17 protein-coding genes are annotated in these 19,101 nt (G+C 63.1%); 4 read left to right on the forward strand and 13 right to left on the reverse strand.

Annotated elements, in window-relative coordinates:
* Positions 1–266 precede the first annotated feature (266 nt).
* The gene (locus DYI22_RS06490) at positions 267–3,005 is read left to right on the forward strand and encodes a nitrate reductase (RefSeq protein ID WP_213477226.1); all 2,739 of its coding nucleotides are present in this window, start codon (positions 267–269) and stop codon (positions 3,003–3,005) included.
* On the opposite strand, the gene DYI22_RS06495 is transcribed toward DYI22_RS06490, so the two are convergent.
* The 8 genes from DYI22_RS06495 to DYI22_RS06530 all read right to left on the reverse strand — a co-directional run bounded on the left by DYI22_RS06495 (position 2,951) and on the right by DYI22_RS06530 (position 9,720).
* Positions 2,951–3,661 carry a hypothetical protein gene (locus DYI22_RS06495; RefSeq protein WP_228300837.1) on the reverse strand — a complete coding sequence of 237 codons (711 nt, stop codon included), beginning with the start codon at positions 3,659–3,661 and terminating at the stop codon, positions 2,951–2,953. The genes DYI22_RS06490 and DYI22_RS06495 overlap by 55 nt on opposite strands.
* A 133-nt stretch (positions 3,662–3,794) precedes the next feature.
* A complete protein-coding gene (locus DYI22_RS06500) occupies positions 3,795–4,313 on the reverse strand; it encodes an Hcp family type VI secretion system effector (RefSeq protein WP_213477227.1) in 519 nt (172 codons plus the stop codon).
* A gap of 225 nt (positions 4,314–4,538) precedes the next feature.
* Positions 4,539–6,266, reverse strand: a complete 1,728-nt coding sequence (locus tag DYI22_RS06505; protein WP_213477316.1) for a bifunctional protein-serine/threonine kinase/phosphatase — start codon at positions 6,264–6,266, stop codon at positions 4,539–4,541.
* Between the two features lie 10 nt (positions 6,267–6,276).
* Positions 6,277–7,095, reverse strand: coding sequence for a formate/nitrite transporter family protein (locus DYI22_RS06510; protein ID WP_213477228.1), 819 nt, complete (start codon positions 7,093–7,095; stop codon positions 6,277–6,279).
* A gap of 289 nt (positions 7,096–7,384) precedes the next feature.
* On the reverse strand, positions 7,385–8,119 hold the full coding sequence (locus DYI22_RS06515; RefSeq protein ID WP_213477229.1) for an energy transducer TonB: 735 nt from the start codon (positions 8,117–8,119) through the stop codon (positions 7,385–7,387).
* Complete coding sequence (locus DYI22_RS06520) at positions 8,116–8,529, reverse strand: ExbD/TolR family protein (RefSeq protein ID WP_213477230.1); 414 nt, start codon at positions 8,527–8,529, stop codon at positions 8,116–8,118. Before DYI22_RS06520 ends, DYI22_RS06515 begins: the two co-directional genes overlap by 4 nt.
* A complete protein-coding gene (locus tag DYI22_RS06525; protein ID WP_213477231.1) occupies positions 8,526–8,927 on the reverse strand; it encodes an ExbD/TolR family protein in 402 nt (133 codons plus the stop codon). The genes DYI22_RS06520 and DYI22_RS06525 overlap by 4 nt, the downstream gene beginning before the upstream one ends.
* Positions 8,914–9,720, reverse strand: a complete 807-nt coding sequence (locus DYI22_RS06530; RefSeq protein WP_228300838.1) for a MotA/TolQ/ExbB proton channel family protein — start codon at positions 9,718–9,720, stop codon at positions 8,914–8,916. The genes DYI22_RS06525 and DYI22_RS06530 overlap by 14 nt, the downstream gene beginning before the upstream one ends.
* Positions 9,721–9,922: 202 nt before the next feature.
* Here DYI22_RS06530 and DYI22_RS06535 point away from each other — a divergent pair, with 202 nt between their 5' ends.
* Positions 9,923–12,268: a diguanylate cyclase domain-containing protein gene (locus tag DYI22_RS06535; protein ID WP_323132880.1), complete on the forward strand. Its 2,346-nt coding sequence runs from the start codon at positions 9,923–9,925 to the stop codon at positions 12,266–12,268.
* Between the two features lie 5 nt (positions 12,269–12,273).
* Here the strand turns inward: DYI22_RS06535 and DYI22_RS06540 are convergent, their stop codons facing one another.
* Positions 12,274–13,062, reverse strand: coding sequence for a sulfite exporter TauE/SafE family protein (locus DYI22_RS06540; protein WP_323132881.1), 789 nt, complete (start codon positions 13,060–13,062; stop codon positions 12,274–12,276).
* On the reverse strand, positions 13,020–14,135 hold the full coding sequence (locus tag DYI22_RS06545) for a hypothetical protein (RefSeq protein WP_323132882.1): 1,116 nt from the start codon (positions 14,133–14,135) through the stop codon (positions 13,020–13,022). Before DYI22_RS06545 ends, DYI22_RS06540 begins: the two co-directional genes overlap by 43 nt.
* Positions 14,136–14,175: 40 nt before the next feature.
* On the opposite strand from DYI22_RS06545, the gene DYI22_RS06550 reads away from it, so the two are divergent.
* Both DYI22_RS06550 and DYI22_RS06555 read left to right on the forward strand, forming a co-directional pair.
* On the forward strand, positions 14,176–15,678 hold the full coding sequence (locus DYI22_RS06550) for an amidase (RefSeq protein ID WP_228300839.1): 1,503 nt from the start codon (positions 14,176–14,178) through the stop codon (positions 15,676–15,678).
* A gap of 155 nt (positions 15,679–15,833) precedes the next feature.
* Complete coding sequence (locus DYI22_RS06555) at positions 15,834–16,451, forward strand: hypothetical protein (protein WP_213477232.1); 618 nt, start codon at positions 15,834–15,836, stop codon at positions 16,449–16,451.
* A 70-nt stretch (positions 16,452–16,521) separates the two neighbouring features.
* Here the strand turns inward: DYI22_RS06555 and DYI22_RS06560 are convergent, their stop codons facing one another.
* The 3 genes from DYI22_RS06560 to DYI22_RS06570 are packed head-to-tail and all read right to left on the reverse strand — an operon-like array spanning position 16,522 to position 19,098.
* On the reverse strand, positions 16,522–17,670 hold the full coding sequence (locus DYI22_RS06560) for a HupE/UreJ family protein (protein WP_213477233.1): 1,149 nt from the start codon (positions 17,668–17,670) through the stop codon (positions 16,522–16,524).
* A complete protein-coding gene (locus tag DYI22_RS06565) occupies positions 17,667–18,905 on the reverse strand; it encodes a tetratricopeptide repeat protein (RefSeq protein ID WP_228300840.1) in 1,239 nt (412 codons plus the stop codon). The genes DYI22_RS06560 and DYI22_RS06565 overlap by 4 nt, the downstream gene beginning before the upstream one ends.
* Positions 18,865–19,098, reverse strand: coding sequence for a hypothetical protein (locus DYI22_RS06570; protein WP_213477234.1), 234 nt, complete (start codon positions 19,096–19,098; stop codon positions 18,865–18,867). The genes DYI22_RS06565 and DYI22_RS06570 overlap by 41 nt, the downstream gene beginning before the upstream one ends.
* Positions 19,099–19,101 lie beyond the last annotated feature (3 nt).

The raw sequence follows: 19,101 nt of genomic DNA on the forward strand, positions 1-19,101 counted from the left end.
GCCGCGCTGTGCACCAGAATGTTGCCGCTGGTCGCCCGCCGGGCGGCACTGAGGCGGGCATGGATGGCGGGTTGGCGGGGTTTCCCGCGCTTTGGCCTCCGATTTGCTTTACTCAATGCATTACCAACAAGGATTCCGCCATTCTGACACCCCGTGTTTGTCCAGAATGACCCTGAACACAGGCAACGAAGCCCGCCATGATCCGGCCGCCAACGCACCCGGACCATGCCGGGCTTTTTTGTTGCCGTCCGATATCTGGAGTACCCATGTCGACGCCGAATGCGGGCCAGCCAACGCCGATCAATACCACCTGCCCCTACTGCGGGGTGGGATGCGGGGTGTTACTGAGGGAAGCGAGGGAAACGAGGGAAGCGAAGGCCGGGGAAGTGCCCGGCGTCAGCGGGGATTCCGCTCATCCGGCCAATCTGGGCAGGCTGTGCGTAAAAGGCGCGAGCCTCGGTGAAACCCTGGGCGATCACGGCCGGCTGCTCAGCCCGAAGGTTCGCGGCGCCGAGGTTTCATGGCCGGCGGCTCTGGAGGCGGTAGCGTCGTCTATCAAAGCGGCGGTGGACAGCTACGGCCCGTCGTCGGTGGCTTTTTATCTGTCCGGGCAATTGCTGACGGAAGACTATTACGTGGCCAACAAGCTGGCCAAGGGCTTTATCGGCACCCCCCACGTCGACACCAATTCCCGCCTGTGCATGTCGTCGGCGGTGGCCGCTCACAAGCGGGCCTTCGGCGGCGACCTGGTACCGGCGTGTTATGAGGATCTCGAGCTGGCGGACCTGCTGGTGCTGACCGGCAGCAATGCCGCCTGGGCGCATCCGGTGCTGTACCAGCGCATGAAAGCGTCGGCCCGCCCCGGCCGCAAGGTGGTAGTGATCGACCCCCGCCAGACCGCCACCACCGAGTTGGCTGACCTTCACCTGGCCCTGCGGCCGGGTACCGATACTATTCTGTTCAACGGTCTGTTGGTGTGGCTGGCGGCCGCCGGTGAACTGGATCAGGCCTACGTGGCACAGCACTGTGCCGATTTTGACGAGGCGCTCGCGGCCGCCACGGTGGCGGCGCCTAGTGTGGCGGCGGTGGCGCAGGCGTGTGATCTGCCGGTGGCGGATGTGGAAACCTTCTACCACTGGTTTGCGGCGGAGCAGCGCACGGTCACGGCATTCTCCCAGGGCGTCAACCAGTCGGTGGCGGGCACCGACAAATGCAACGCCATCATCAATTGCCACTTGGCCACCGGCCGGGTGGGCAAACCCGGCGCCAGCCCGTTTTCCCTGACCGGCCAGCCCAACGCCATGGGTGGCCGGGAGGTGGGTGGTCTGGCCAACACCCTCGCCGCCCATATGGATTACGACACTCCCGGCGCGAAAGCGCGGGTTGCACGCTTCTGGCAATGTCAGGCGGTGGCAGATGGCCCCGGGCTGAAGGCGGTGGACCTGTTTGATGCTGTCGAGCGCGGTGAGATCAAGGTGCTGTGGGTGATGGCCACCAATCCGGCGGTGAGTCTGCCGGAGTCCGACCGCATACGTCAGGCGCTCAAGCGTTGCCCGACGGTCATCGTATCGGACTGTGTCGCCCACACCGACACCCTGGACTGCGCCGATATTGCCCTGCCGGCGGCCGGCTGGGGCGAGAAAGACGGCACCGTGACCAATTCCGAGCGCCGCATTTCCCGCCAGCGCCGGTTCCTGCCACTGCCCGGTGAGGCCCGGCCGGACTGGTGGATCGTCTCGGCGGTAGCTCGACAGCTGGGGTACGGCGAGCAGTTCGACTACCAGAGCCCGGCGGACATTTTCCGTGAACACGCCGGGCTGTCCGGGTTCGAAAACCGGGGCAGCCGCGTGTTTGATATTTCCGGGCTGGCGAATCTCAGTGATGAAGCCTACCACTCGCTAGCGCCAACCCAGTGGCCGGTGCCGGCGGCCGGCGCCCGTCCCCCCCGGCGGCTGTTTGGTGATGGCCGGTTTGCGACCGAAGACGGTCGTGCCCGCTTTGTGCCTGTGCAGGCGATTCTGCCCGCCCAACAGCCCTGTGACGACTATCCGATGATCGTCAACACCGGCCGTATCCGCGACCAGTGGCACACCATGACCCGCAGCGCCCGTGCGCCGCGGTTGCTGGCCCACCGCGCCGAGCCATTTATTGACGTGCATCCGGATAACGCCCGTGATCTGGGGTTGGAGAACGGCGCAATGGCGTTACTGGAGAGTGAGCGTGGACGGTTTGTGGGGCGGGTCAGTATCCAGGCAGGACAGCGTCCCGGCGAGGTGTTTGTGCCCATTCACTGGAACCGCCAGTTTTCCGGAGAGGCGGTGGCCACCGCGTTGACAGACGCCGTGGTGGATCCGGTGTCTGGCCAGCCCGAGGCAAAACATGGCCGCGCCCGGCTGCGGCCCTGGCGCGCGCGCTGGCATGCCCGCCTGCTGGTGCGGGAAAACCGCCCGCAGCGCTGGCGCGCCGATTACTGGACACAACAGCCCCTGGCTGGCTGCACCAGCTGGTGGCTGGCCGGCAAAGCGCCGGTGGATTGGTCACTGCACGGTCGCGACTGGCTCGGTGGGCCGCCGCAACTGGTGATGCAGGACAGCCCCATGGGCCGTTTCCGCGCCGCGCGACTGGTGGATGGCAGGCTGGAGGCGGTGTTGCTGGTGGAGCGTGATCCCGAACTGTTACCGGCGGTGGACTGGTTGGCCGGGGTGTTCGCCGAGGAAGAGTTCAGCGCGGCCACCCGCCGGCAGTTACTGGCGGCTCGCGCAGTGGATACCGAGGACATTGGCGCGCTGGTGTGCAGCTGCTATCAGGTGGGCGAGAAGCAGATCGAACGGGCCATCGCCGCGGGGGCCGGCAGCGTGGAAACGCTGGGCGCGAAACTGCAGTGCGGCACTGGCTGCGGTTCCTGCCTGCCGGAACTCAAGGCGCTGATTGCCGGTGCCGCCGGGGTGGCTCAGGAGGTGGGCGCGGTGTCTGCCTTGCTGAGCAGTGACACCGGCACCCGGTAGCGTAAGCCCCGTGACGGACCGGTGCCCTCCACGGTGCAGGTCTTGCGGTTGACCCGGATGATGTCGCCACAGTGACGGCGGCGCCCGCTGCCAAACTGGACGCGGTCGCCCACCTGCCAGTCGGCCATCAGTTGCCTGGGCTGCAGGACTTCAAAGCGCTCCTGGGGCAGCTCGATACCTGACTGCTCCGCCTGCTGCTGCAGATGGCTCCGCGCCGCCTCCGCGCCGCCACTGGCGTGCAACTGATCGAGAATCTCGTAGAAATGCCGGTTGTGCACCGAGCCGCGGAAGCGTTTGCCGGCACTGTACTGCAACAGGTGCGCAAACTCGTGACAGCAGGTGTGCGCCAGCAGGTTCAGCGTGGTCAGCTCACCGCCGAAATACCCCCGCTGCTGAATCTCACGCCCCGACAGCCAGCCGGCCGCCGAGCGGGCCTCGTGCTTGGCCGCAATCATGCGGGCGCCATAGGTGATCTGATGCTGCCTGGTGCGGGGATCAAAACGATGGTATGTGGCCTGCCCGGAGCCGACGCGGCAATGCAGGGAGCTGCGGGTGGATTGCTGACGAATCCAAGGTTCAGCCGGTGCCCAGAGAATATCCCGGGTGGTGTCGCACATCAGCCTGCCGATGGCACGTGCGGTGGTTCGTTCAGCCATGGTGTATCCGCTGCAACCTTGAAGGTTCTGAAAGTGACGTTTGCAGCGTTGATGATACCGTCAGTTCGCGGCGGGGTAAAAACAACAACGGCCAGCAAAGGCTGGCCGCTGGTCTGGCAACGTCCGGAAGCGCTTACGCCTCGAACGGGGAGCGCCAGTCGTCGGCACCGGAAGTACCGGCAACGGCGTGTTCCCAGGTTACCTTGCGGTAGGCCACAGATACTTCCACCAGCTGGGTGAACTCGGCCTTGGCCGGGTCCTGGCAGTGGGGCATCTTGCAGTCGATGTTGATGATGGTGGCGTCTTCCAGGATGGTGGAGAAGAAATGCTCCTGCTTACCTTCCACAGACGTGCGGTACCACTTCATTTCAACTTTCGGCAGCATCTCGCCGGAGGCCAGGGCGTTGTACATCAGCGGGGTCGCTTTGTTCAGGGCCGCGGTGAACTTGAACGGCTTGTGAACGCGCTGACCAGCAGGCTGACCGGACTGGGGATCGGTCGGTACGGTGACAACGTGGCTGAATTCCTGAACCAGCACTTCGTCTTCGTGGCCTTCAACGTAGATGTTGCCGACGGAATCGGAAGTGAATGCGCCTGCGGTGATGTTCCCCTGGGTCTGGCCTTCGATGCTGATATAACAAGGAGTTGGCATAGTCTGCTCCATGACATGTGAATGAATAGTGTCCGTGGGCTCTTCCCTGGACGAACAGAGTAGTAACAAGAGCTGTGCCAGTTATAGAAAGTCTTTATAAAACAATACGTAAGGTTTTTCCTGAATCGCTGGCGATCGGGCTGAGGCAAGAGTTTGCTTCGTTGCGGGCGAGAGTTTGCTGGGCGGGCAAGATATTGCCCGGGTGCCTGCCCTGGCGTCGCGCTCTCATCGTAAGGCAAGGACTCCCAGCAGGGTCAGCATCAGCAGCGCCGATAGCCCCTGCCAGAACGCCAGCGGATGGCGTTCGATCAGCGGCGGCCGGTGTCTGCTGCGCCAGCCGGGGCTGGGGTAACGCAGATCAAACAGGAACTCGGACAGCGCGGGGTAGCGCTTGTGGGGCTCCGGGTGCAGGGCCCGTTCCAAGGCGTCGTCCACCCAGGCGGGGACATCGTGGCGGTAAAGCCGGACCGGCCGGTAACGGAGTGTTCGAAGCTGCCGCCGATGGGACAGTTTGGGGATGTCCGTGTCATAGGGCAGCCGCCCTGTAAGCATCTGATAGGTAACGACGCCGAGGGAAAACAGGTCCACGGCCCAACTGCCCGGCTCACCGAGAAAGGTTTCCGGGGCGCTGTACAGCGCGGCACCCCGCGGATGGCCGGGCTCTTCACCGCCGCGGATCTCCTGCAGGCCCGCTACCCGCGTGGCGCCGAAATCGATCAGCGTTACCGTGCCATGGGCATCAAGCAACACGTTCTCCGGTTTCAGATCCTGATGCACCATTTCCAGTCGGTGAAAGGCCCGGAGGCCTTTGCCAATCTGTTCAACGAGGTCACGCACCCGGTTCAGATCGGGCGTCGGATGATCGAGCATCCATTGGCGCAGGGTCGTGCCCTCGACGAATTCCGTGGCCAGGTAGAGGCAACTGGGCTGGCGATCCGGTGCGAAGGGGCGAACGACGTGGGGGTTGCGGATGCGCCGGGCAATCCACTGCTCCGCCAGAAACGTTTCCAGAGACCGCGGATGGTCGCGCAGCTCGGCCGACGGTACCTTGAGCGCAACCAGCCTCTGGCTGGCTTCGTCGACCGCCTGATACACGTGGCTGCGGCTACTGGCGTGGATCTGCCGCAGAATACGATAGCCATCAAGGACGTGGCCGGGTGCCAGCTCCGGGGCAAACGGCAGGTCGCCGTGCTGCCCATGCAGCTCGCTGACCTCGCGGTCGCCGGGCACCGAGTCAACGCGGATAATCTGCGCCGTGAGGTTATCCGGGCTGCCCTGTTCGAGGGCTCTGGCGGCCAGCGTCTGCGCGGCGGCATCCAGATCACCGTTCGCTTCGGCGATGATCATCGCGATGTCGGCGTCACTCAGGTGTTCGTGAATGCCGTCGGTTACCAGCAGGAAGGTGTCACCCGGCGCAAGTGCGAGGCTGAGGTAGTCAATGTCCAGCTGGTGGCCGATCCCCAGCGCGCGGGTCAGGCAGCTTTCCTCTGCCGACAGCCAGAGCCGGTGATCGGTGGTCAGCTGTTCCAGTGTCCGGGCGTGAACCCGGTAGATGCGAGCATCGCCGATGTGGAACAGGTGGGCGGTGGCGGATTTCAGCACCATCACGCTGAGGGTGCAGACGTAGCCCCGGTCCCGGTCGTAGCGGTGCTGGCTTTGCCGGGTCTGGGCGTACAACCAGGCGTTGGTGGCCCGTAACACCCGTTGCGCCGACTGTTTGACCGACCAGCTGTCGGGGGTGGAAAAGTAGTCGTTGAGAAAGCCGGCCACCGCCGATTCACTGGCAATCTGGCTGACGTTGCTGGAACTGATGCCGTCGGCGATGGCCACCGCGATACCCTTGCTGCGGAGCTGATGCTCACGGGGTATCAGCAGGCCGTGGAAATCCTGGTTCACCGGTTTCCGGCCAGCGTCGGAATGCTGGCCGGTGGTGATCGACAGGGTGTCGGTCATACGCGGCGCGTCAGCCGGCGTGAACCGCACGCTTGGGCGCGGTACGGACGTGGGTGGCATAGAGCGTCAGACCGGTGAACGACAGGCCGCCCACCAGGTTGCCCAGCACCGTTGGGATTTCGTTCCAGACAAAGTAGTCCATCACCGAGAACTCGCCGCCCATCATGATGGCGAACGGGAACAGGAACATGTTGACGATGGAGTGTTCAAAGCCCATGAAAAAGAACAGCATGATCGGCATCCACATGGCCAGCACCTTGCCCGGCACGGTGGTGGAGATCATCGCGCCGACCACGCCCATGGACACCATCCAGTTGCACAGCATGCCGCGCAGGAAAATGGTCAGCCAGCCTGCCACGCCATACTCGGCGTAACCCAGGGTACGCTCCTTGCCCACGCTGGCGATCTTGTCACCCACCGCACCGGGGTCGGTATTGAAGCCGTAGGTGAAGACAAACCCCATGATCACCGCCACGGTGAGTGCCCCGCCAAAGTTGCCCAGAAACACCCAGCCCCAGTTTCTCAGAATGGCTTTGGGGGTAACGCCCGGACGTTTGTCCAGCAACGCCAGGGGCGTGAGCATGAACACGCCGGTGAGCAGGTCGAAGCCCATCAGGTACAGCATGCAGAAACCCACCGGGAACAGCATGGCGCCAATCAGCGGGCTGCCGGTCTGCACCGCAACCGTGATCGCGAACACGGCAGCCAGGGCCAGGATGGCGCCCGCCATGAACGCGCGAATCAGCACGTCACGGGTGGCCATGTAGATCTTGGACTCGCCGGCGTCGACCATCTTGGTGGTGAACTCCGAGGGTAGGATGTAGGACATGGGATTTTCCTCTGGCACAAAAAAAGACGTCGCTCCGTGATCTGATCGGGCAGATACGGGGCAGACGTCGTTGTCTGGGTTATCGGATTGTCTGCGAACATGCCCTGTCAGGGCCCGCTGCTTTCATTACTACCGGGGAAAACGCGAGCAGGGACTGTGCCAATCGCCACCTCAGCGAGAAAAACCTTTTTATAACAGGGTGTTTGCGATAGTAGGGCGGGGAAACGTCCGGCCGGGCCCGCTACCGGTCTGCACTGATCCGGTGCGGGCGTGCAACCGCTGGCGCAAATCAGCGCAGGCTGAAGCGGACCGGCAGTGCGTAGCGAAAGCGTTTGCCGGCCATGGAGTCGGGCACTTCCGGGAGCGGGGCCGCCTGCTCCAGCATGGCCATGGCGGCGTCGTCCAGCAGGTCATGGCCGGAAGAGTCTCGTAGCGAATGGTCGACCAGAGTACCGTCGCGGCTGAATTCGAACACAATCACCGGTGAGCCCTGCTGGCCAAGCCGGCGGGCGCGTCGCGGATACTCGTAGAAGCGGCTCAGGTGCCGGCTCAGTCTGGTGAGGTATTCATCCACGTTGGCGGACTCGCCGGCACTCAGCTCTACCTGCTGGGTTGCGCTCTGGTCTTGCGCGTTCCGCTCAGCGGGTTCATCGTTCACCTCGGCGGCTTCGGGAAGGTTTACCTCTTCAACGGGTTCCCGGGCCGGCTGTTTTACTGGCTCTGGCTCTGGCTCCGGTTCGGGTTCGGGCTCCGGTTCCGGTTCCGGTTCGGGTTCGGGTTCGGGTTCGGGTTCTGGTTCTGGTTTCGGCTCAGGTTCGGGCGCTGGCTCCTCAGGCGGTTCAGCGACTTCGTTGCGGGGCGCGCCGGCAAGGGAAATCTTCATCGCCGGTGCCGAGCTCACCGCTGCCTCTCCCAGCGGCTGCAGGGTGGGTACACGCGCCGGTGCTGCCAGCACCACGGCAACGGCCGTAATCACCACCGCCAACATCAGAAAAGTAACTCTTACTTTGTGACCCGGGGTCATGATTGCGACGGCTCCGTCAACAGCAGTACTTCCGTAAAGCCAATGTCTTCGAGCGCCTGCAGCAGGGTCTCCAGGTCGGCCATGGACACGTTCTCGGCGGCGGCGATCCGCAATGGCTTGCTGGCATCGGGCGCCGGCAGTCTGGCCGGCAGGGCCTCGCGGGTGACGGTTTCACCATCAATGCGCCATTGCTGGTTACTGCTTACCAACAGATCGGCCTCCGGCGACTGCGACTGATCCGAACGAGCAGCCGAGGGCAGATCAGGCAGGGGCGTATCGGCCAGTTGCCCGGCCACGATAAAGAACATCAGCAGCAGAAACACCAGGTTGATCAGGGGCAGCAGGGCGTCTTCCACCCGCTCCATCAAAGATTTGCCCGAGCTGGCGGGTGGTGGGACCAGATCCGTCATGGCTGGCTCCCGGAACGGCCGGTGCGTTTCCAGTGTGCGGTGATGTCTGTGCCATTGAAGGTGCTCAATGCGCGGGTGAATTCACTCAGCGGCGTGTCCGCGGAGGTACTGACGTTAATCTCGTGAATTCCCCGGGACTGCAGCCGTGCGGTGAGTTCCGGCAGGGGATGACGGTCGCCTTCCCATTCCACCAGGCCGTTCGCCAGCACTTTTACTTCCGGGATGGGCTCACCGGTGGTCGGGCTGGTATCGCGGGTCTGGTTGGCCAGTTCCAGGTGATCGACCGGCAGCAACCGGCTGGTGAGCATGAAAAACACCAGCAGAATGAACACCACGTCGATCAGCGGCGTAATGCGGATCGGCAGGGGGCGGCTTGGCCGTGGTTCAACCAGCTGCATGGGCCAAGCGCTGTTCGCTGGGGTCTTGGGTGTCGTAGTGTTTGGTGCTGCCAGCCGGTTGCTGCACCGAGGGTTCTGGGGTAACCACTTCGGTGCTGGCGCGGCCAGGCTCCCCTGGCTGATCCAGCTCCACCGCCAATACACTGACCAGGGCGCCGTTGATGGTTTTGTGAATGCGGCGCAGGCGGAACTCGATCCAGGCCGCCAGGGCGGCGAAGGGAATGGCCACCACCAGACCGGCGGCCGTGGTGCTCAAGGCTTCGTAGATGCCGCCGCTCAGTTGGCTGGCATTGGCACGGCCTTCGGCCGCTGCCATGGCGCTGAAGGCCTCCATCATGCCCAGGACGGTGCCCAGCAGGCCCAGCAAGGGTGCCAGAGCCGCAATGACTTCGATGATTTTCAGGGGCGCTTCAAATGGCTCCAGTGCTTTCTGTGCATCACGGGCCGCTGTTTCGCGTACCTGCTGGGCGCTACGACGTGCCAGCTGGTTTTCCATGGTTGCGATCAGCAAATGGTGGAGGGGATTCAGGCGAGACCAGAGCGTCTGCTGTTGTCGTAACTGCTGCGGGGCCTGATCAGACGGATTTTGTTGCCAAAAGGTAATCGCTTTTTTAAGTTTGGTGCTCAGCCGCGGCGAGTAAAAGGTGCCGAACAGCATCAGATAGACGAAAGTGACGGCGCCGGCGACGGCCAGGGCGAGCAGCACGATCATCACCGGTCCACCCATCTCAAGCAGCTGGCTGAGCGGTGTTGCAAGGGAATGCCCGGTGGTGGCGAGTGGCATATCAGACATGGGGCGCCTCGGTCGCGAAAAAATAGATCTAAATAATAACGATTATCACTAAATTTTCAAGTCCGTAACCTGAGCTTGATGGCCCTCTCTGTTAAAATGCTGAAACCATGACCCTTGTACTGACGTCCATGTACTAACCTGTGTTTAATACACCTGATTCTCTAAATGCTGTCCGTTTCTGTGTGTCCGGAGTAACGCTGTTGTGCTGATCAAACGCTGGTTTGGCAGTCTGGTGAACCGTGCCGTTGCCTTCGTTATTCTGGCTATCGTGCTGTCTGCCGTGGTGGTCACGGTGGCCGGCACGGTCATGAGCCGGGTGGAGCTGGAAGCCCAGGCTGCGGCCGAGGTGGAAACCATCGCCTCCCTGGTGGCAAACGATCTGGATGAGAAGCTGGCCCAGCGGCGTGAAATCCTGTCCGATATTGCCAGCGGCCTGACCATGGACGCCGACGTGCTGGCGGTGCGCGCCCAGCTTCTGATTCGTCGCGAAATCGCCCTGCGGCATCTGTTCAATGCATTCTACCTGTTCGACGAGCAAGGCAAGGTGCTGGCCGAGTACCCTGAGGAGTACGGCCAGACCGGTCTCAATGCCAGCCAGCGGGAGTATTTTCAGTCTACCGTTCGGCAATTAACGCCAATCATCAGCCAGCCCTTCCGGGCGTTCCATCAGGATCAGCCGGCGATCATGATCACGGCGCCGATTTTTGACCATCGCGGCCGTTTCATCGGCATGCTCGGTGGCGCCACTTTGCTGGGCAAGAACAACTTCATGGAAGAAGTGAACAGCGTCCGCCTCGGGCAGTCCGGTTACCTCAGTGTGGTGACCCGCGGCGGCATTACCCTCGCGGACGGGCGCGGCGGCCGGGTACTGAAACCGGTGCAGCACGGTAGTGATTTCATGCGGGAAGCGATGGCGGGGTTCGAGGGGGTAACCCAATCGCGCGATGCCGAGGGTGAAAACACCATCAAGGCCGTGCGCCAGCTGTCCCAGGTGCCGTGGTTTGTGGTGGCGGCCTGGCCCTCCCGCGAAGCCCACCTGCCCGCCGGGCGGCTGGTGGACAATCTGCTGTGGGTGTTGCTGGCCGTCATGGCTCTGTTGGCGCCCATTGCCTTCGTGATGTTCCAGCGACTGATGGCCCCGATGAAGGCGCTCGGTCGCCAGATTACCGAACGGCACCTTGGCGTCAGAACCGAAGCGGTGGCGGTCTCCGGCGTGCGGGAAATCCGCCAGGTGGCGGAAACCTTCAATACGGTGATGGATGAGCGCGACGAAGTGCTGGCATCAATGGCCGAGCGCGAGGCGTTCTTCCGCTCGCTGACCCAGAGTGCCCCAATTGGTATTGTCCAGACCGACGTACTCGGCCGCATCGAGTTCGTCAATCCCGCCTTCGAGGCGATCACCGGTCAGGACGCCTCATCGCTGCTGCACCAGTACCTGATTTCCGGTGTTTATGAAGAGGATCGCCCGGGAATTATTGAACAGTGGTACTCGGCGCTGAAGCGACACACGGTCTTCCGAGGCCAGCTGCGATTGCAAGGGCGGAGCGCCGGGGAAGTGATCTGGGCCGATGTGATGACCTCGGCTATTGAAACGCCGGAGAAATCCCTGGGTACCATCACGGTGGTGAGGGACATTACCCGTGAGTTGCGCGTGGAAGAGGCCCTGCGTGAAGAGCAGCAGCGGGCCGACAGCATCCTCGCGGTGTTGCAGGAAGGAGTGTTGATGGTCGATACCGGCGGCCTTATCCGCTATGCCAACGGCGCCGCGTGCACTTTCCTGGGCAACGGCGAGAACTGCGAGGGCAACAACTTTTTCGAGCGGGTAACGATTGAGGACGAGAACCGGCAGTGGCAGGCCACAGACTTCCTCGCCGGCGATGACTTTGAAAGCCTGTACGTGACGCTCCGCAATCACCGGGGTCAGCGCTTCGACATCGATCTGACCATGCTGCACCTGCGCAAGGGCCACGAAAACGAACGGCTGGTCTTCGTGTTGCGGGATGACAGCGAGCGCCGCAGGCAGGAAGAGCGGCTGTCCTGGGAAGCCACTCACGACAGCCTGACCCAGTTGATGAACCGCCGGGCGTTCAACGCCTCTCTGGTGAAGTGCATGAGCCAGGCCGGTGATCATGCCACCGACAGCGTGCTGATGCTGATTGATCTGGATTACTTCAAGCCGGTCAACGACGAGGGTGGGCACCTGCTGGGGGATGACCTGCTGCGGCGGTTGGCAGACCTGTTCAAGGAGTCCGTGCGCCAGTCGGATACCGTGGCCCGGCTGGGCGGTGACGAATTCGGCATTATCCTGCCAGCCTGTGGCCTGCAGCGGGCGGAGGCGCTGGCCGAGCGAATCCGGGCGTCGGTGCAGGACCTGCGCATCGACCACGACGGCAAAGCATATGGGGTGACCACCAGTATCGGCCTGACCGCGGTGTCCCCCGGCGACTCAGGTCCGCGTGAGGTCATGGCCCGGGCCGATGAGGGCTGTTACATCGCCAAGGCCCAGGGCCGCAACAAAGTGGTGGTTGTCGACGTCCCCGATGCCTGATCCGATCAGCTACTGAACGCCGTAAACGCCTGCCATATCAGGCGCAACGCCAGAACGGTCAGTAACAGGTTGAAGACTTGGGTGAAGCGACGATTGCTGATCGTTCTGAGCAGGTGCAGTCCGACCCAGGTGCCGGCAAAGCCGCAGGCGATCATGGCTATAATGAACGCCAGCCAGTCCCGGAACACGAAACCGGCAACCCCGAAGACCAGGGCCTTGGGCGCATGTTGCAGGCACATGGCGGTGGCGAAGGTGGCCACGGTGGTGAAACGGTCGCTGTGCATCTGTTTGATGAAGGCCGCGACCAGGGGGCCGGTGGCGCCCACAAACAGGCTGACGAAGCTGGTCACCGCCGAGGCGACAAACACGCCAAACCGACCGAAGGCACCCTTCGGCAGCGCCGGGCCCCAGCACAGATACAGAACGAACAGCGCGATGGTCAGTTGCCAGAGATGCGCCGGCAGGTCCACCAACAGCCAGGCGCCCAGTGCCGATCCGGCCAGCACTCCCGGGGCGAACGCGGCAATGGTTTTCCAGTCGGTGTGGCGCCAGGTAAGCACGGCCCGTCCACTGTTGGAGCCAAGCTGGATCATGCCGTGAACGGGAATGATCGCCGCCGGCGGCACCCACATGGCCATCAGCACCAGCAACAGCACCCCACCACCGGCGCCGAGGCTGGCGGTGATCATCGAAGTCACGGCCGAGGCCAGCAAAAGCAGCAGTGCGACCAAAGGCGGCAGGCTTTCGGGAATCAACGGCAAAACCCCGAAGCGCTGAGGTCGGGACGGTTGCACAGGGCTTCGGTGGCCAGCTGCACGTCCGCAACGTAATACAGCGACGCCAGGCCGAACCGGTCCCGCCCCAGATTATGGAAGATCATGCCGAAGGCAATATCCCCGGCACTGAAATTCTCATGGTTAGCCGCAAAGTAAACCGCCGCCCCGCCGAGGGTATCGTCTTCAAGCAGTGCCCGCACCCGACTGGCGCCACCGTGGTAGGCCTGAACCAGCAGCAGGGTGAACAGCCGGTCCTGTTTCTCACGCGGCAGGTGTCCGAAACGGTCATCAAAGGCCGGCCGCAGGTTGCGGGCATTCTGGTCCATCAGCCGCAGGGCGCAGTCGATCTGGGCAAGTCGGTGCCAGTAGTTGCCGGGCTCTATACGGCAGTCGCTGAGGGCAGAGGGGGACAGTTGCAGAATACCGCGGGCATTGGCGCGGGAATGGGCCCGCTGCTGGCCACCGCTCTCGATCAGCACCTGCCCACCCAGGTAACGGGGCAGTTCCGGCGGCAGCGCCAGCCGCTGCTGCTGCATCCGTGTGCGATACACGTACATCAGCGCGTCGTGCAGCGTTCCGGGGGTGTCGGCAGAGGCAAAGCGCAGGTCGTCCCAGGCGCCCCACAGGCGGTCGGCCGGAAGGCTGCCGAGGTAGCGGGCCATGGCGTCATCAAGATTGACGTGGGGCTGATCGCAGGCCAGTGCGAACGGGTAGCCGGTGGTCTCCGGACCGCCGCCGGCCCAGGCGTCCGCGCGGCCACTGGCGGCCATGCGGGCACGGGTTTGGTTCAGCCGCTGCTGGGTTTCCTCACGGCTGTCGCCATCGTTCATGTAGCCGAGAAACTGACCGCGCATGTCGTAGAGAATGTGGCGCTCGCTGTCGCTGCAGTAACCGGTTTCCTTCAATACCCAGCGGCGGATGGTGATGATGTTCTCGTAGACCCCCTGGCTAACCCAATAGGGGGAGGCACGGACCACGTCCTTCCAGTCGTCGACCGGCTCGGCGGCGCCGGTGGCCCTGGCCGCGATACCCAGCATTAAGAGCGGTAAAAGCAGGCCAGTCAAGCGGCGGCTATTGAGTCTTGTGTTCATAAGCGTTATACCCATGATTCGCCAGAGAACAGAATAACAAATGGAAGCGATGATGAAGCAATCCGAATACCTTCGATACGATGCCGTTGCGCTGGCTGATCTGATTCGCCGCGGCGAAGTTTCCTCGCGGGAAGTGTGCGAGGCGGCGATTGAGCGGGCAACCCGGGTGAACGGCCGTCTCAACGCCATCTGCTATCCCCAGTTTTCCGCCGCCCTTGACCAGCCCCATCCCGATAGTGCCACCTTCTCCGGAGTGCCGCTGCTGCTGAAGGATCTTGCCCAGGAGCAGGAGGGGCATCCGTGCACCTATGGCAGCCGCGGGCTGAGGAATCATATCGCGCCAAAGAACTCGGAATACGTCCGCCGTGCCCTGGACGGCGGCCTGGTGATTCTCGGGCGCACCGCAACACCGGAATTCGGGCTCAAGGCCGTGACCGAATCGCGGCTGTGGGGGGCAACCCGCAATCCCTGGGACACACGCCTGACTCCGGGAGGCTCCAGCGGTGGGTCCGGAGCGGCGGTGGCCGCCGGCATCGTGCCAATGGCCGGTGCCAATGACGGCGGCGGCTCCATTCGCATTCCCGCCGCCTACAACGGCGTGTTCGGGCTCAAACCTTCCCGTGGCCGGATCTCCTCCGGGCCATACCAGGGAGAGGCGTGGACCGGCGCCTCCACCGACCACGTGGTCAGTCGTACGGTTCGCGACAGCGCCGCCATGCTGGATGTGTTGTCCGGTGCGGCGTCCGGTGATCCGTTTGTGATTCCGCCACCGGCGGAACCCTTCGCCAGCCTGATGGAAAAGACCCCGGGTCCTCTGCGAGTTGGCGTATTCACCTCGTCACCCTACCACACGGAAGTCGACCCGCACTGTGTCGAGGCGGTGGAAGAAACGGCGAGAGTCCTGGAAAACCTGGGCCACCATGTCGAGTACGCGCGTCCGGATTTCGACGGCATGGCCCTGGCGCGATGCTATTTGGGGCTTTATTTTGGCGAAGTCGCCACGCTGATGGAAAAGGCCCGGTCCGAGCTGGGTGCCAAAGACGAGGATTTCGAGCTCGATACCCGTCTGCTAGGCATGCTGGGGCAGACCATGCCGCTGCCGGAGTACGTCAGCCGACGCCAGCAGTGGAATGAGTTTGCCCGGGCGTTGGGTGCCTATTTCAGCCGGTTCGATCTGTACCTGTGCCCCACCACAGGTCAGCTGCCCGCCAAGATCGGGGAGCTCGACACGCCGGCGCACCTGCAGTTTGCCGCCCGTCTGATGCTCACGCTGAAGGCCGGCAAGCTGGTGCACAAGACCGGTCAGGTTGATCAGATGGCGCTGGAAAGCCTGGCACGCACCCCGTTTACCCAGTTGGCAAACCTGACCGGTACCCCGGCTATGTCGGTGCCTGTGCACTGGACGGCTCGCGGGTTGCCGGTGGGTGTCCAGTTCGGCGGCGCCCATGGCAGTGAAGGCACGCTGCTGCAGCTGGCGGCACAGCTGGAAGAGGCCCGCCCCTGGTTCGCGCAGTACGAGCGCCTGGAACAGATTGACGGCTGACGCTGGCTGGTCGGGCGCGGGGTTGAAATTCCAGTTTGTGATCCGACATCGCAGACGTCACGTTTATCTTTATGGCCGGAACAGGCTATGCTGTAGGTCAGGAGGGTGCCAGCCTTCCTGACAGACCCTGATGGCATCGAGGAGGCGAGCGCATTATGAACCAACCGATGGCAATCGACGAACTGGTATCAGTAGCACAGGCCGAAGCCATGGGGGAACTTGATGCCCCGATGATGGCGATAGTCCTGTCCAGCGAACAAAGCTACGACTTGCCCATCAATTCCCTTGAAACCGATGCCGACAAGGCCCGCTGGGGTTTGATCCTCCGCGCCGCCCGTGAGCATGTGGAAGCGGATGCCGTGGCCGTGCTCTATCCGGCCTGGACCACCATCCGTCACAAAAAACCGGAAACCGATGCCGTGGAGGCGGCGGACGCCAGGCCCGAAGACATCGGCGAAGACGCCGAGCCCTCAGGGCCCATCGACACCCTGTTCGTGCAGTTGCATACCCGGGATCACGTGTATTGGCGGGGCTTCGAGCAGATCCGTGATCCCAAGCACCAGCGCATTATCGGTTTCCGCCGGATCAAGGCGCTGTCCACCGACTACCGCCGTGAGGAAGCGCCGTCGGTTGCCGCCTGGCTGAGCACCCTGTTCGAGCCCCTGCCGGATGAGGGGGAGGAAACCGAAGTCGATCGTGAGCTGGCGGATCTGCTGGAAGAACCCGAAGTGAGCGCTGCGCTCTACCCGCGTCAGATGCGCGCGCTGCACTGACACTGCCTGAACGGCAGACGACGAAAAAACGCCCGACGGTCAAAGGCCGCCGGGCGTTTTTTTCGGCACCCTAGATGGCGGTGGCGCGCTCCGCTACCCAGTACAGGCTGAGCGAGCCCACCATCAGCAACATGGCGGGCACTGCAGCGCGCTCGTATAACCGGAACTGGCCGCACAGATACAGAGCCGGGAAAACCAGCCCCAGTAACGCCAGTTGCCCCAGCTCCACACCCAGATTGAAGCCCGCCAGAGCGACGACCGTCTGCGAAACCCCGGACGTCAGTTCCCCCAGCACACTGGCAAAACCAAAGCCATGAATCAGACCGAAACCGAAGGCCAGTTTCCAGGTTTTTCGACCCAGAACCGGCCAGAATACGTTCAGCGCGGCAACCGCGATGGACAGGGCAATGACCGTCTCCACCCAGGCAATGGGCAGCGTCACGATGTCCAGTGCCGCCAGTGCAAGGGTAATGGAATGGGCCACGGTAAACGCGGTGACGATGCCCGCCAGTTCCAGCAGGCGCAGTCGAAAATCACGGATCGGCCGAGTTGGCGACGGGCGCTGGCTCTGCTTTCGCGGCAGTGTGGCCGGCAGAATCAGCACCAGCAGGAACAGGATATGGTCGAGGCCGATCAGCAGGTGGAGCACGCCTTCATAGAGAAAAGTTCCGAACAGCTGCAGGGTATTCCCCACGGCGCTGCCCGGGTTGTCCAGACTGATGCGCCGTTTGTCGGGCGCCAGTACATCAAGGCGCTCACCCTGAGCATCGGTAATGCTGACCAGGCTGCGATGTAACGGGTCCCGTTCGAACAGCAATTGGTATTCAAGGGATGACGGAGACAGCTCGTCCGGGCACGCCACCCGGTAGCGTGCCGCGGCGTAGGGGCCGTCGCTGTGTCGTGACAGGCCCCACCGCATACCAATCAACTGACACGGGCCGCTGGCGTTGCTGACAGCAACCCCCTGATCCACCAGACCGGTGATGGCGCCCCGGCTGTTTCGAACTTCCGCACCGCTGAGTTGCCCGTCGCCGTTGCTGTCCAACGGCAGTAACAGCGCCAGGTCCCTCAGCGCCAGATCTATACGCAGCTGTGATTGGTTCTGGTCCAGGTAGATAAAGCTGTCACTGGCTTTGTGGGCCCAGGCCGTGAGCGGCAGGGTAAGGAGAACGAGCAGGCAGAGGCCGGCGGAAAGTCGGCGGCAGCAATTCGGTGTCATGACCGTTCCTCCGGGTAGCGGGCGTCGGCCTGGTTGTGACGGTTTAGCCAGGCTCTGACCTCGGCTACCAGGGTTCCCTCCTCCGCCGCTATTGCGGCGCGCAGTAACAGGCGGGTGTCCAGCGGTTCGCGCTGGTCCTGCCAGTTGCGTTGGGCGTAGGAGAGCGCGGTATCCGTGTCCCCGGCGATGTCCAATGCATAGCGGGCGAGATCCCGCTGGTGCAGCAGATTGCCGCGCCAGCGCGCTTCACGAAAGCGCTCTTCCAGCCGGGCGGCCAGCCGGTCACCTTCGGCATGTCCGAGCTGCTTCATGGCGATGGCACGGATAACGGCGAGAGAATCGACCTGCTCGTACTGATCGGTCAGCGTCACCACACTCCGGGCGTTGCCCTGCTCCAGCAGCCAGTCAGCCAGCTGGGTGCGGGTGTAGAGGTCATCCGGAGCCAGCGTCAGTACGCGGCGCCAGTGTTGCTCGGCCTCGGGTTTGCCGAGCTGGGCCGCGATGTCGGCGAGGGTGCCTTCGGCCCATAACAGGCTGGTGATATCTTGTTCGGAAGCGCGCCTTGTCAGGGTTTTCAGGGTTTCATAGGCGTCGTTGGGATTGCCGGTACGGGCGTCCACCTGAGCCATACAGCTGGCCGCTATGAGCCCGGGTAACGCAGTGGCGAGGTGCTCGCAATGCCCCCGGGCGGCGGCGTATCGGCCCTGCACCAGTTCGAGGTTGGCCAGCGTCAGCCGGGCCTGGGATACCTGTGCCTGATCGACCGATTGGTCTATGACCTGTGTCAGTTGCGCGCGCGCGGGCTCGAAGCGGTGCAGGCTCTGGTCCAGCGTGGCGCTGAGGATGCGCAGGCGGTCGGTCATCCGTTCGTCAGGCCAGCCCTCGATGAGTGCCTGGCCATAACCCAGATACCGCGGATCACCTTCTGCCCGTGCCCGTGTGAGATAGGCCTGTACCCGGTCTGCGGCAGTCGTGGCGTTCACTGGCGGGGTGTCCGCACTCACCTCGGTTGGCAGTGTGATCAGTATTTCCTGGTCGGAATAGTCCGTTTCAATCGCTGTGGGCGCAGCCAGTGCCGTTTCCACTGTCAGCGCGATAATCAGTGCTGCGATGGAAAAAGCCCTGCGCCGTAGCGCAGGGTGAAAGGCCGTCAGTCCGGGATCGGAGGCGAACTGACGGCAGTGCCCACAGGCGTTAAAACAGGTCGTCGAACGCCTGTTCGTTGTCCTGATCATTGAAGCTGAACTCCACTTGGTTGATGTTGACTGCTTCGCGGTCATTCCCGGTATTGTCAATTTCATTTTTCACGAACGTGGTGAAATCGACCGCCAGCTCCGGCGACAGGTCCGGAGCCCGGCTGCTGGAGCTGTCCGAACAGCCCGCCAATACCAGCGCAGCAAACAGGGTGATTCCGATGCGGAATGTCATGGT

It is taken from the genome of Marinobacter lipolyticus, assembly GCF_018424605.1.
Taxonomy (GTDB): Bacteria; Pseudomonadota; Gammaproteobacteria; order Pseudomonadales; family Oleiphilaceae; genus Marinobacter; species Marinobacter lipolyticus_B.